The organism is Plantibacter sp. PA-3-X8, assembly GCF_003856975.1.
Classification (GTDB): Bacteria; Actinomycetota; Actinomycetes; order Actinomycetales; family Microbacteriaceae; genus Plantibacter; species Plantibacter auratus.
In genome coordinates, this window is sequence record NZ_CP033107.1 from 1,675,497 (window position 1) to 1,689,013 (window position 13,517).

The window sequence follows — 13,517 nt, forward strand, 5'->3', positions numbered from 1 at the left end:
AAGTGCTGACGTGGGCACTTCGACAGACTCGGAGGCCGGAGGGGTGTGGCCGGACTCGCGGGGTTCCATCGTTGGCCCTTCGACAAGCTCAGGGAGCGGGGAAGGGTTGCTCGTCGACGGGGTTGGTGAGTGGGAGGGTGCGCCGGTTTGGATGTGTTCCGCGGGCCCTTCGACAGGCTCAGGGATCGGCTGAGGTTGCCGGACGGCGTCGGGGTCGCGACGCGTCAGCTCGCGCCGTCGTCGGTTTCGAGCTGCAACCAGTCCTCGAAGTGCCGGCGCATCGCGCGTCGGGAGGCCTCGGCGTCTCGAGCGGCCAGGGCGTCGACGACGGCGTAGTGCACGCTGTCGGTCCGCCGGACGCCACGCTCGTCCGGCTGCTCCACCTCGATCGCGCGGAGTCGACGCTGCCGGATCGTCTCGCGCAGCACGTGACTGAAGCCCTCGTGCATGAGTCGGAAGATCGGGTCGTCGACGATGGCGTTCAGTCGGCTGTGGAAGTCGACGTCGGCCTCGAGCGCCGCATCGTGATCCCCGGCGAGCGTCGCGGCGATCATGCGGTCGACGTCGTCGCGCAGCACCGCGACCGCTTCGTCGGTGACGAGCCCGGCCGCCGCCTCGGCGACGGTCTCCTCCAGCATCATGCGCGAGCGGGCGAACTGATCGTCGGACAGGTAGCCCAGCTGACGGGAGATGGTGAACCAACTGCGGACGAAGTCGTCGCCCGGAGCGTCGATGGAGGTGCCCCGACCCTGGGTGCGGTGGAGGAAGCCGAGCCGTTCGAGGACCGCGAGCTGTTCGCGAAGGGCGCCGCGGCTCATCTGCAGTGCCTCGCCGAGCTCGCGTTCCGGAGGCAGGCGCCGCGCGGTGGTGCCGGGCTCCGGCGTGGCCAGCTCAACGAGCCTCGCCACGAGCGCTTCGAGCGGCTCCGCCATGCTGCCCCCTCGATTGGTCCGACCAGTGTCGATGGTAGCCGGTGGTGCGGGCCGCCCTTCGACAAGCTCAGGGACCGGATTGGGGCTCAGGGACCGGATTGGGGCTTAGGGACCGGATTGGGGCTCGGGGACCGGATTGGCGCTCTGGGACCGGGTTGAGGCTCAGAGACCGGATTGGGGCTCAGTGACCGGATTGGGGCTCAGTGACCGGGGTGGGGCTCAGGGATCGGATTGAGGCTCAGGGACCGGGCGGCGCTCAGGGACCTGGGCGGCGCTGCGGGATCCCTCCACCGACGCAACACGCCCGTCCCGACGGATCGGGACGGGCGTGGAGACGACGTGTGTTTGCTAGACCGCCTGGAGGGCCTGCACAGCGCTCGTGAAGAAGGCGAGACCGTCGACACCGGAGCGCATGGCGAGCGGGGTGTCGGGACCGAAGCCCGGCTCGATCGCGTGCTCGGGGTGCGGCATGAGCCCGACGACGTTGCCGGCCGGGTTCGTGAGGCCGGCGATGTCGTCGAGGGAACCGTTCGGGTTCACGCCCGCGTAGCGGAAGGCGACCAGGCCCTCGCCCTCAACGCGTGCCAGGGTCTCGGCGTCGGCGATGTAGCCGCCGTCGGCGTTCTTGAGCGGGATGGTGATCTCCTGCCCCTTCGAGAACTGGTGGGTCCAGGCGGTGTCGGCGTTCTCGACCGTGAGCAGCTGGTCGCGACGGATGAACTGCTGGTGGGCGTTCCGGATGAGGCCACCGGGCAGCAGGTGCGCCTCGACGAGCATCTGGAAGCCGTTGCAGATCCCGAGGATCGGCATGCCTTTGCCGGCGGCGTCCTTCAGCTCGGTCATGATCGGCGAGACTGCGGCGATCGCGCCGGCGCGGAGGTAGTCGCCGTAGCTGAAGCCACCCGGCAGGATGACGGCGTCGACACCCTGGAGGTCGTGGTCGCCGTGCCAGAGCGCGACGGGCTCGGCACCCGCCATGCGGACCGCGCGCTGGGCGTCGCGGTCGTCGAGCGAACCGGGGAAGGTGATGACACCGATACGGGTCGTCATGCCTCGGAGCCCTCGGGGTAGTGGATGGCCACGACGTCCTCGATCACGGCGTTCGAGAGGATGTCGTCGGCGATCTGCTGCACCGTGGCGCGCGTGGCGTCGGTGATGGGGCCGTCGACCGTGAGCTCGAAGCGCTTGCCGATGCGGACATCGGTGAACTCGCTCTTGCCGAGACGCGCGAGGGCGCCGGCGACGGCCTTGCCCTGGGGGTCCAGCAGTTCGGCTTTCGGCATGACTTCTACGACGATGGTCGGCACGGAGGTCTCTTTCGTTGCGACGCGGCGGGGATGCGAACAGTCTAGCGCCGAGCGCACGACGCCCGTCCGACGAGGTGCGTCGGACGGGCGTCGTGGTCAGCGGGTCATTCCGGGAGGGCGGCGTCCGCTTCGTTCGCGTCGCCGGCGATGCCGCGGGCGAGCGTCTTGTTGCGGAAGAAGTCCGGTCGGAGCTTCGCCTGGATGAGCATGATGACGATGCCCGCCACGATGATGATCATGCCGAGGATGAACACGAGCCCGACACCGCCGATGTTCGATCCGCTGCCGTAGTCGGGGTCGGCGCTCTCGATGATCGTGGTGAAGAAGAGCACGCCCAGGATGAGACCGCCGACGAGCGGGGAGAAGAACTGGAAGAAGAAGTTCCGTGCGCTCGAGAACCACTGCTTCCGGAAGTACCAGACGCACGCGAACGCCGTCAGGCCGTAGTAGAAGCAGATCATCATGCCGAGGGTCGTGATCGTGTCCCAGAGCACGTCCTCGGAGATGAAGCGCATGACCGCGTAGAACACCGACGCGACGACACTCGAGACGATCGTCGCGTAGCCGGGCGTGAAGAACTTGGGGTGCACCTTCGAGAACTTCGGCGACAGCGCGCCGTAGTGCCCCATTGCGAGCAGGGTCCGCGCGGGGGAGACGAACGTCGACTGCAGCGAGGCGGCCGAGGACGACAGCACCGCGATCGACACGAGGATCGCGAGCGGACCGAGGATGGGCCCCGCGAGCGAGAAGAACACGTTGCCCTGGATGTCCTCGTTGCCGAGCCCGAACTCGCCGTCGCCGACGCCCGCGTAGTTGATGAGCGCGACCGACAGGAACAGGTAGAGGACGACGATGATGACGACCGTGGCCGTGGCGGCCTTGCCTGGCGTCGAGCTCGACCCCTTCGTCTCCTCGCTCATCGTCAGCGTGACGTCCCAACCCCAGAAGATGAAGATGGAGAGCGAGAGTCCGGCGGCGAAGGCGCTGAACGACCCGACGGCGAACGGGTTGAACCAGTCGAGCGAGATCGGGAGGGCGTCGAACGCGTCGCCGCCCGCGACGTGCGCGAAGGCGACGATGCCGAACAGCACCATCACGAGCAACTGGAAGCCCACGAGCACGTACTGCAGCTTCTGCGTCGTCTGCATGTCGCGGTAGGAGATGAGCGTCGCCCCGAGCATGAACGCCAGACAGGTGATGACGTTGATGAACGGGTTCGACGTGAGGCCGGCGATGTCGGGGTTCTGGAAGATCTGCGACAGCATCAGGTAGAAGAAGTCGACCGCGATGCCCGCGAGGTTCGAGAGCACGACGATGGTCGCGGCGATGAGGCCCCAACCGGCCATCCAACCGACCCACGGGCCGAACGCGCGCGTCGCCCAGGTGAACGAGGTGCCGGAGTCCGGCATGCGGCTGTTGAGCTCCCGGTAGCCGAAGGCGACGAGCAGCATCGGGATGAAGCCGACGAGGAAGATGGCCGGCACGTGGGTGCCGACCTCCGCGACGGTCGGACCGAGGGCACCGGTCAGGGTGTACGCCGGGGCGATGCACGAGATGCCGATGACGATCGCGCCGACGAGGCCGACGGTGCCGGCGCCGAGGCCCTTCTTGGAGAGGGCGCCCGTCGCGGTGGTCTCGGGGTGGGCGACGTCGCGCGGGGGAGTGGTTTCGGGAGGAGTCATGTCGGGTCTCCGAGGGTCAGCACGGAGTCGCGGGGCACGACCACCATGGGTACGGGGAGCTCCCGCAGCATCTTCGCTGCCGTGGAGCCGAGGAAGAGGTGCTTCGGGGTGGCGAGTCGGCTGGAACCGACGAGCACGATCTCCGCGGGCTTCCACTCGAGGTGCGAGACGGCGTCCTCGATGCGGGTGCCCGAGGCGATCTCGGTGGTCACGTCGATGTCCTTCGGCAGGTGCTCGGTCGCGTAGGCGAGGACTTCCGCCGCGTGCGACTCGGCCCGGGCGGTCGCCTCGGGGTGCTCGGCGCCCTCGGGCTGGTCGAGCGCGACGAGCGAGACCAGGCGGAGCGGGATGACCGCGTTCTTGGCGACGACGATGGCCGCGTCGAGCAGCTGGTGCGCGCCGGCACGGGTGCCGATCGCGCAGGTGATCCGGCTGACCGTGCCGCCGGTGGGCTGCGCGTCGAGGAGGTCGCGACTGCCGACCGGAGCGAGGGCGACCGGGACGACCGCCGAGTGCAGGAGCGTGTTCGCGACGCTGCCGAGCGTGAACCGGCCGAGGAGTCCGCCGCGCGCCGCACCGATGATGATGAGCCCGCCCTCGAGGATGCGGGAGGCCTCCAAGAGGCCCTCCGCGAACGACTCGTCGTACACGAGGTGCGTCTTGGCCGTGATGTCGGCGGGGACCGCGTCGAGCGCCTCGGCGAGCCAGCGTTCGGCCGTCTCACGGAGGAACCGTTCGTAGCCGGGATCGGCCGGGGTGATCGTCGGGCGTTCCTCGTTCGCGAGCACGAGGACGATGTCGAGCCGGGCGCCGGTGGTCCGAGCGATCCGGATGCCGAGCGCGAGCGCGTCGCGTCCCGCCGGCGTATCGGTGTAGCCAACGATGTATCTCATCTGGTGTTCGCTTTCGATCGGGTGCGCCCTTCGACAAGCTCAGGGACCGGGACCAGGATGCACGGCGGTGTGCGGGTGTTTCGTTGGTGCAGGGTATCGACGGGGGTGCCCGCTCGACAAGGGCGGGAAGCGGACTCTGGTCGGGGAGCGGAGCGCCGTTCGACACGCGGTTCCTGAGCTTGTCGAAGGGCAGGGACCGAGGCCCTTCGACAGGCTCAGGAACCGGGAGACGCTTACGCCTGGTGGCGGGCGATGATCGCCTCGGCGGTGTCGGCGCCCTTGCGGATCGCGCCGTCGACGTGCTGGTAGCCCTCGGCGGCGAGGTCGCTCGTCGACCAGTAGATCGGGCCCACCGGCGTCGACTGCATGGCGCCGTAGCGCGAGAGACCGCCGAGGTCGAAGCTCGCCGCGTACGCACCGCGCGTCCACTCCTCGCTGCCCCAGTCGCTCTCGTAGTAGACGACGGGGGAGAGGGCCTGCTCGCCGTAGTAGTGGGACAGCGAGGTGAGGATCCGCTCGCGGCGCTCCTCGGCGCTCAGCTTGAAGACCTCGTCGGCGCGCTCGTCCGAGACGAACCCGACGAGCGTGCCGCGCGGGTCCTCGTGGTTCGTGTTGTCGTAGGCCTCGTGGACGAGCTCGTACGGGCTGAACGCGGTCGCCGAGAGGCCGTCCTCGCGCCAGAACGGCGTCTCGTACACGGCGTGGACCTTGATGACGAGCCCGAGCGACATGTGCTGGTGCATCTGGTGGCTGAGGCGCGGCAGCGGCGGCTGGAAGTCGATGCGGGAGTAGAGGTTCGGCGGGACGGCGACGATCGCGTACCGCGCGTTGACCGTCACGCTGTCCGCCTCGGCCGAGACGCCGGCGTCGGACCACTCGAGGCGACGCACGGGCGAGGACAGGTGGACGTCGTCGCCGAGGGCCTCGGCGAGCTTGATCGGAACCTGCTGCAGGCCGCCGACGACGCGCTTGTCGAGGATGAAGTCGGCCTCGACGAGGTGGGTGAAGCTGCCGGCGGACGCCGCCATGAGCAGCGCCTGCAGGAGCGAGAAGGAGTGGGAGGGCTTCGTGAGCATCGCGGCGGCGATGAAGAGGGCGATGTTGTCGCGTGCCTCGACGTCGTCCGTCTGCTCGGCGAGCCAGGCGCTCCACGAGATGCGGTCGTACTCCTTCGCCCGGGCGTGCGCCCACGGCTCGGTGACGCCGACCTCCTCCACGAGCTCGTCGAGGAGGGTGATGAGTCGCTCCATCTCGGCCGCGGTCGACTCGGCGACGGGGAAGATGTCGCCCGTGAAGCGGGTGCGCACGCCCTCGGCATCGACGTAGACGCTGTCGCCCTCGCGGTAGCGGGAGTAGGTGTCGAGTCCGAGCTCCTCGAGTGTGGCGAGCAGCGCGGTCTGGTCGGGGGAGACCCACTGGCCGCCCAGCTCGAGCATGGCTCCGTCGATGTGGTTCGTCCAGAGGCGACCACCGACGCGGTCACGCGCCTCGAGGACGGCGACGGACAGGCCCGCCGCGCGGAGCTTCGTGGCGGCCGTGAGCCCGGAGGCCCCGGCGCCGATGATGACGACGTCGCGTTCGATAGCGCTCATGAGGTGTCTTCCTGTTCGAGGCCCTTCGACAAGCTCAGGGACCGGGGTGGTGCTCGGGTGACCGGGGTGGTGCTCGGGGCCGGGTGGTGCTCTCGATACCGGGTGGTGCTCGGGACTGGGGTGATGCGCTGGTGTCGGGTGGTGCTCGGGACCGGCGCCGATAGTCGAGTATGGCGGATCCGGCGGTCGGATGGAACCGGGGATGGCGAGGTCGCCGGTCGGATCGACGATCGGCGACGGTTTCCGTTGTGCCGACCGAGGCGGTCAGCCGATGGGCGTCATGGTGTACTTCGTGTACAGGTACTCGTGGATGCCCTCGAGCCCGCCTTCGCGTCCGATACCCGACTGCTTGATGCCACCGAACGGTGCTGCGGCGTTCGAGATGACGCCGACGTTGAGGCCCATCATGCCGGTCTGCAGGCGGCCGATCATGCGCTGTCCGCGGGCGAGGTCGGTGGTGAACACGTAGGAGACGAGCCCGTACTCGGTGTCGTTCGCGAGCCGCACGGCCTCGTCCTCGTCGTCGAACGGCACGATCGCGAGGACCGGGCCGAAGATCTCCTCGCGAAGGATGTCGGACCCCGGCACGACGCCGGTGACGACCGTCGGCTGGAAGAAGGTGCCCGGTCCGTCGACGGCCTCGCCGCCGGTGAGGACCTCGGCGCCGCGCTCGACGGCGTCGCCCACGAGGGTCTTCGCCTTCGTGACCGCGCGGTCGTCGATGAGCGGGCCGATCGTCACGCCGTCCTCGGTGCCACGACCGATGCGGAACGCGTTGACCTTGTCCGTGACGCGCTTCGCGAACTCGTCCGCGACGTCGCGGTGGACGATGAAGCGGTTCGCTGCGGTGCACGCCTGTCCGATGTTGCGGAACTTGGCGGCCATCGCGCCCTCCACGGCCTTGTCGAGGTCGGCGTCCTCGAACACGACGAACGGGGCGTTGCCGCCGAGCTCCATCGAGGTGCGGAGGACGTTCTTCGCGGACTGCTCGATGAGCTTCTGACCGACGGCCGTCGAGCCCGTGAAGCTCAGCTTGCGGAGCCGTGGGTCGGCGATGATCGGGCCGGACACTGCGGAGGAGCTGGAGGTGGTGATGACGTTCACGACGCCGGCGGGGAGCCCGGCGTCCTCGAGCAGCTTCACGAAGTACAGGGTCGTGAGCGGCGTGAGCTCGGCGGGCTTGACGACGACCGTGCAGCCGGCGGCGAGCGCCGGGGCGATCTTGCGGGTCGCCATCGCGAGTGGGAAGTTCCACGGCGTGATGAGGAAGCACGGACCGACGGGGTGCTGCGAGACGGTCATCATGCCGGTGCCCTCGGGGTTCGACCCGTAGCGTCCGGAGATGCGAACGGCCTCCTCGGAGAACCAGCGGAGGAACTCACCACCGTAGGTGACCTCGCCGTTCGCCTCGGCGAGGGGCTTGCCCATCTCGAGCGTCATGAGGAGGGCGAACTCCTCGCGGCGCTCCTGGAGGAGGTCGAAGGCCTTCCGGAGGATGTTCGAGCGGGTGCGGGGAGCGGTCGCCGCCCACTCGTCCTGGGCGGCGACCGCGGCGTCGAGGGCCGCGGTGCCGTCGGCGACCGAGGCGTCGGCGATCGTCTTGATGACGTCGCCGGTGGACGGGTCGCTCACGTCGAGCGTCGCGCCCTCCGTCGCGTCGCGCCAGACGCCTCCGATGAACAGGCCGTTCGGGACCTTGGCGAGCAGATCGGTTTCACGTGCGTCGGTCATGGGTGGAGCTCCTTGGTGGTGTCGGTGCTGTCGGTCACAGTGTTTCAGCGTGCATGCCCCTCGACAAGCTCGGGGACGACCACATCGGTCCCTGAGTCTGTCGAAGGGCGGCCCTTCGACAGGCTCAGGAACCGGCGGGCGGGGCGTCAGTTCGCGGCGAGCGCCTCGAGGACGACGTCGAGTCCTTCGTCGAGCAGCTCGAGGGGGATGGTCAGCGGCGGGAGGAAGCGGACCACGTTGCCGTAGGTGCCGCAGGTGAGGACGACGACCCCGGCCTGGTGGGCGGCCTTCGCGACGCGTGCTGTGAGGGCGGCGTCGGGCTCGCCGGTGGCCGGGTCGACGAACTCGACCGCCATCATGGCGCCGCGCCCGCGGATGTCACCGATGCGGGGGTCGGAGGCCTGTGCCGCGGTGAAGCGGTCGACGATACGGGTTTCGATCGCCCGGGCCGAGGCTGCGAGGTCCTCCTCCTCGTACGCTTCGATCGCCGCAAGGGCAGCGACACAGGCGAGTGGGTTGCCGCCGTAGGTGCCGCCGAGGCCGCCGGCGTGCGGGGCGTCCATGATCTCCGCGCGTCCGGTGACGGCGGAGAGTGGCAGGCCGCCCGCGATGCCCTTGGCGGTGATGATGAGGTCGGGCACGATGTCGAAGTGCTCGGACGCGAACATCGCACCTGTGCGGGCGAAGCCGGTCTGGACCTCGTCGGCGATGAAGACGACGTCGTTCGCGCGGGCCCAGTCGAGCAGGGCCGGCAGGAAGCCGTCCGCCGGGACGATGAAGCCGCCCTCGCCCTGGATGGGCTCGATGATGATCGCCGCGAGGTTGTCTGCGCCGATCTGCTTCTCGATCTGGGTGATCGCGCGCTGCGCCGCCTCGGCGCCGGTGAGCCCGCCGTCACGGAAGGGGTAGGACAATGGCGCGCGGTACACCTCGGAGGCGAAGGGGCCGAAGCCGCTCTTGTAGGGCATGGACTTCGCGGTGAGGGCCATCGTCAGGTTCGTGCGGCCGTGGTACGCGTGGTCGAAGGCGACGACCGCCTGCTTCTTCGTGTGGCTGCGGGCGATCTTCACCGCGTTCTCGACCGCTTCGGCGCCCGAGTTGAACAGTGCCGTCCGCTTGGCGTGGTCGCCGGGGGTGAGGCGGTTGAGCGCCTCGGCGACCTCGACGTAGGAGTCGTAGGGGGTGATGGTGAAGCAGGTGTGGGTGAACTCCTGCAGCTGTCGGGTGACGGCCTCGACGACGCGCGGGTTGCTGTTGCCCACACCGGTCACGGCGATGCCGGACCCGAGGTCGATCAGGGAGTTGCCGTCGACGTCGACGAGGACGCCACCGCCCGCGCCGGCCGCGAACACCGGCATCGTGGTGCCGACGCCGGACGCGACCGCGGCGTGCTTCCGCGCCATGAGTTCCTCGGAGATCGGTCCGGGGATGGCGGTGACGAGGCGACGTTCCTGGGGGAGCGAGGGTCCGCCGAGGATGGAGGGCGCGGGGGCTGCGGTGCTGCTCGTCATCGGTACTCCTTCGGCTGCCGCGTCCGGCGGGAGCGCCGAGGTCGTCCGCGAGCAGTGCACCCAGGCTAGGTAGCGGTCCGCCTCGGGGCAGTCGACAGTCTGTCCATGCCAGCGGCATCGGTTGGACGATTCGGCATCCATGCGTAGACTCACGCCATGGCGCCGACGCTGCAGGACCTCCTCGACCACCGCGCGCTCGGCCTCAAGCTCGTGGTGGCCGGGACCGAGGGTGCGCTCGACCGGCAGGTCGCCTGGGTGTCCGGGTCCGACCTGCCGGACCCCACGCCCTTCCTCCTCGCCGACCAGGTGCTGCTCACGACGGGCACGCAGTTCGGGACCGCGGTGTCGACGACGCAGGTCGAGGCGTACGTCGCCCGTCTCGCCGACGCCGGTGTCGCCGGACTGGGGTTCGGCACTGAGGTGATCACGGCCGGGACACCGCCGGAACTCGCCGAGGCCTGCGCGGCGCACGGGATGCCGCTCATCGAGGTCCCGTACCGCACGCCGTTCATCGCCGTCATCCGGTACGCGTCCGACCTCCTCACTGAGGCGGCGCGGGCGAGGGACGCCTGGGCCCTGGGCGCCCAGCGCGCCATCGCGTTCGCCGCGCTCCGCCCCGACGCGACGGCCGCCGTCGTCACCGAACTCGCGCGGTCGCTCGGTGCCTGGGTCGTGCTCTTCGACGCGCATGCGACCCCGGTGGCGATCGCGGGCGACGGGCCCACCGCCGGTCCCGAGACCGAGCGCCTCCTGGAGCGGGTGGCCGGCGAGGCCACCATGCTCCTCAGCCGCGGGCAGCGGTCGGGTGCGACGCTCGCGAGCCGCACCCGCACGGTCTCGCTCCAGACCCTCGGTCGGCGTGGGGACCTCCGGGGTGTCCTCGCCATCGCCGGGACCGACGGCCCCCTGGACGCCGCAGCCCAGAGCGTCGTCACCTCCGTCGTCGCCATCGCCGGGCTCACCCTCGAGCAGGGCGGCGCGCTCGGACGGGCTGGGCGCTCGCTGCGCACCGGCGTCTGGCAGCTGCTCCGCGCCGGACAGACCACCGCGGCGCGTGAGGTCGCCGAACAGCTCGGTACGCCGTTGCCGACCGGAGCGGTTCGCGTCGGCGTCTGCTCCGGGCCGACCGAAGCACGCGAGGCACTCCTCACCGAGCTGGAACGGGCCGAGACGCTCAGTCCAGGTTCGCTCTTCGTCGCCGAGCAGGACGGACGGCCCGTCCTCCTCCTCGCAGCGGCCGAAGGGGACAGCGGGACGGACGTCGATCGGGCGGTCGAAGCGGTGATCGCGGCGGCACCCGCTCGGCGGCTCGGCCTCTCCCGAGCCGTCGCGCTCGCCGAACTGACGACGGGGATCGAGCAGGCGGTCTCCGCACACGAGCACGCCGTCTCCGCCGGCGAGGCCGTCGTGCGGTTCGGGGCGCTCGCCGCAGCGGGGATGGCAGGGTTGCTCGACCCCGTCCGCGCCGCCGCCGTGGCCGAGGAACTGCTCGAGCCCGTGCTCCGCGTCGACCGCGATGAGGGCTCCGACCTCGTGCCGAGCCTCCGCGGCTGGCTCGAGGCGAACGGTCAGTGGGAGCCCGCCGCGCGGCGACTCGGGATCCATCGACACACGCTCCGCAACCGCATCACCCGGGTCGAACAGGTGCTCGGGCGACCCCTCGACACCTTCGCCGCTCGGGCCGAACTCTGGCTCGCGCTGGTCAGCCTGCCGGACGGCGATGCGTTGCGGTCCCACGCGGCCGTTCTGTAGCCTCGACCGCACGGCGCGCGTGTGCTCCGTGGAACCACGAAGGGGGCAACGCGCATGAGGATACGAACGGTGGTCGGCCGGGTGCCGGTCACGATCGCCCTGGTGCTGGTCGTCCTCGTCGTCGGGGTCGTCGGGCGTGGCCTCTGGGAGTCGACGACGGCGCAACCGTGGTGGGACGCGGTCGCCTACGGCTTGCCCGCCTTCGAGGCCGGGCGCTGGTGGACCCCCGTCACCGGGACGTTCCTCGTCGTGGAGCCCTGGGCCTACGTGTTCGCGGTGATCGGGTTCGCCTGGGTCGGACTGCTGGAGTGGTGGCGGGGATCGAAGGTGGCGCTCATCACCTTCGCCGCCGGTCAGCTCGTCGCCGTCCTCGCCACCGCCGGGTTCCTCTGGGCCGCAAGTCAGCTGCCCTGGCCGTGGGCGACGAGCCTCGCCGGGATGCTCGACGTCGGTCCGTCCGGCGGGACGATGGCGTGCTTCGCCGCGTGTGTGTCGCTCTTCGCCTCACCGTGGCGGCAGCGGGGCTGGATCATCGTCGCGTCCTACGCCGCGATCGGGGTCCTCTTCATCGGCTCGCTCGCGGACCTCGAGCACGCCTTCGCGGTGCTCTTCGTCCTCGCGGTGAACCGCTCCTTCCGCATCCAGCGGGCCAGCGTCCGCGAGCGCCGACTCCTCGCATTCACGACGAGCGTGGCCCTCGGCGTCGTCCAGATCGTCGCCCTGCTCGTGCCGACCAACGGCCCGTTCGGTCCGACCGCTCCGGCGGAGGGCCCGTGGCTCGACGTCGCGATCGACACGGTCGTGATCATCCTGGTCGCCAACGGCCTGCGGCTCGGTCGCCGCTGGGCATGGGTGCTGAGTGTCGTCTGGGCGGTGCTCAACGTCCTGGTCGCGGTCCTGTACCTGGCGCTGTCTCCGTTGGACCCCGCCGAGCTCCCGATCGACTGGGGCGACACCGACGTGTTCCTGGCGACGTCCGTGCTCTGGCTCGCCTTCCTCGTCTACCTCCTTGCGACCCGCAGCGCGTTCTCGTCCCACCGACGCCGGCAGCTCGGCGTCGGGCGGAAGCAGCAGCAGGACCTGCCGTCGGCGGACGACGCCCGCGCGCTCATCCGGACCGACGGCGGCGGCTCGCTCTCCTGGATGGCCACGTGGGACGGCATGGAGTACTTCCGCACCTCGGTGGGCCTCGTGCCCTACCAGAAGCACGCCGGCGTCGCGATCGTGCTGGCCGACCCGCTCGGCCCGCCGGAGCACCTCCGAGCGAGCGTCGAGGAGTTCGTCCAGGCGGCCGAGCGCGACTCCCTCATCCCGTGCTTCTTCAGTTCCAGCCAGGCGACGAAGGACGCGATGCCCGAGGGATGGCGCGACCTCATCATCGCCGACGACACGATCGTCGACCTCCCCGGTCTCGCGTTCACCGGCAAGGCCTGGTCGAACATCCGCACGGCGCTCAATAAGGCGGAGCGCGAGGGCATGGTCTTCCGCATGAGTACCTACGCCGCCGAGACGTGGGGCGTCCGGCAGCAGATCCGCGCCATCTCCGAGGGCTGGGTCGGCGACAAGGGTCTGCCGGAGATGCGGTTCACCCTCGGGACCCTGCAGGAGGCCGACGACCCCGAGGTCCGTCTGGCACTCGCGATCTCACCGGACGGCGACGTCGACGGCTTCCTCAGCTGGCTTCCGGTCTTCGGCCCCGACGGCGAGCACCGCGGGTGGACGCTCGACCTCATGCGGCGACGCGAAGAGGGCTTCGGTTCGGTCATGGAGTTCCTCATCGCCTCCTCGGCCAAGGTCTTCGCCGAGGAGGGCGCGCAGATCCTCTCGCTCTCGGGCGCGCCGCTCGCGCACCGGGTGGAGGACGACGAGGGGCGCATCGCGCACCTGCTGGGTCAGCTCAGCGGCATCCTGGAGCCGGTGTACGGCTTCTCGTCCCTCCACCGGTTCAAGCAGAAGTTCAACCCCCGATCGGAGCCGATCTACCTCCTGTACCGCGACGAGGGCGACCTCACGCGGATCGCCGCGGCGCTCACCCGCGCGTTCCTGCCGGACGCGACGCTCCGCCAGTTCGCCGGTGCCGGCATCGACATGCTCAAGCGCGACTGAGCGGAGGCCGA

Annotated in this window: 10 protein-coding genes; 2 read left to right on the forward strand and 8 right to left on the reverse strand. The window is 70.1% G+C overall.

The genetic code is table 11. From position 1 onward, the window contains the following. Positions 1-224 precede the first annotated feature (224 nt). The 8 genes from EAO79_RS08050 to gabT form a co-directional block, all read right to left on the reverse strand. A complete protein-coding gene (locus tag EAO79_RS08050; RefSeq protein WP_124768647.1) occupies positions 225-932 on the reverse strand; it encodes a FadR/GntR family transcriptional regulator in 708 nt (235 codons plus the stop codon). Positions 933-1,280: 348 nt separating this feature from the next. Beyond that, positions 1,281-1,982 carry a phosphoribosylformylglycinamidine synthase subunit PurQ gene (gene purQ / locus EAO79_RS08055; RefSeq protein ID WP_064294181.1) on the reverse strand — a complete coding sequence of 234 codons (702 nt, stop codon included), beginning with the start codon at positions 1,980-1,982 and terminating at the stop codon, positions 1,281-1,283. Continuing rightward, entirely contained in the window at positions 1,979-2,239 is a 261-nt protein-coding gene (gene purS, locus EAO79_RS08060; protein WP_064294182.1) for a phosphoribosylformylglycinamidine synthase subunit PurS, read from the reverse strand. Before purS ends, purQ begins: the two co-directional genes overlap by 4 nt. A gap of 104 nt (positions 2,240-2,343) precedes the next feature. Beyond that, positions 2,344-3,921, reverse strand: a complete 1,578-nt coding sequence (locus EAO79_RS08065) for an APC family permease (RefSeq protein WP_079705048.1) — start codon at positions 3,919-3,921, stop codon at positions 2,344-2,346. Beyond that, the gene (locus tag EAO79_RS08070) at positions 3,918-4,814 is read right to left on the reverse strand and encodes a universal stress protein (protein WP_086474644.1); all 897 of its coding nucleotides are present in this window, start codon (positions 4,812-4,814) and stop codon (positions 3,918-3,920) included. The genes EAO79_RS08065 and EAO79_RS08070 overlap by 4 nt, the downstream gene beginning before the upstream one ends. Positions 4,815-5,047: 233 nt before the next feature. Continuing rightward, the gene (locus tag EAO79_RS08075) at positions 5,048-6,406 is read right to left on the reverse strand and encodes an NAD(P)/FAD-dependent oxidoreductase (RefSeq protein ID WP_124768648.1); all 1,359 of its coding nucleotides are present in this window, start codon (positions 6,404-6,406) and stop codon (positions 5,048-5,050) included. Positions 6,407-6,670: 264 nt separating this feature from the next. Further along, positions 6,671-8,137: an NAD-dependent succinate-semialdehyde dehydrogenase gene (locus EAO79_RS08080; protein ID WP_079705051.1), complete on the reverse strand. Its 1,467-nt coding sequence runs from the start codon at positions 8,135-8,137 to the stop codon at positions 6,671-6,673. A gap of 146 nt (positions 8,138-8,283) precedes the next feature. After that, positions 8,284-9,648 carry a 4-aminobutyrate--2-oxoglutarate transaminase gene (gabT, locus tag EAO79_RS08085; protein WP_124768649.1) on the reverse strand — a complete coding sequence of 455 codons (1,365 nt, stop codon included), beginning with the start codon at positions 9,646-9,648 and terminating at the stop codon, positions 8,284-8,286. 156 nt (positions 9,649-9,804) lie between these two features. Here gabT and EAO79_RS08090 point away from each other — a divergent pair, with 156 nt between their 5' ends. Together EAO79_RS08090 and EAO79_RS08095 are read left to right on the forward strand one after the other, a co-directional pair. Further along, positions 9,805-11,400 (forward strand): PucR family transcriptional regulator, encoded by a 1,596-nt coding sequence (locus EAO79_RS08090; RefSeq protein ID WP_124768650.1) that lies wholly within the window; start codon positions 9,805-9,807, stop codon positions 11,398-11,400. A gap of 54 nt (positions 11,401-11,454) precedes the next feature. Next, positions 11,455-13,506 (forward strand): bifunctional lysylphosphatidylglycerol flippase/synthetase MprF, encoded by a 2,052-nt coding sequence (locus tag EAO79_RS08095; protein WP_124768651.1) that lies wholly within the window; start codon positions 11,455-11,457, stop codon positions 13,504-13,506. Positions 13,507-13,517: the final 11 nt, after the last annotated feature.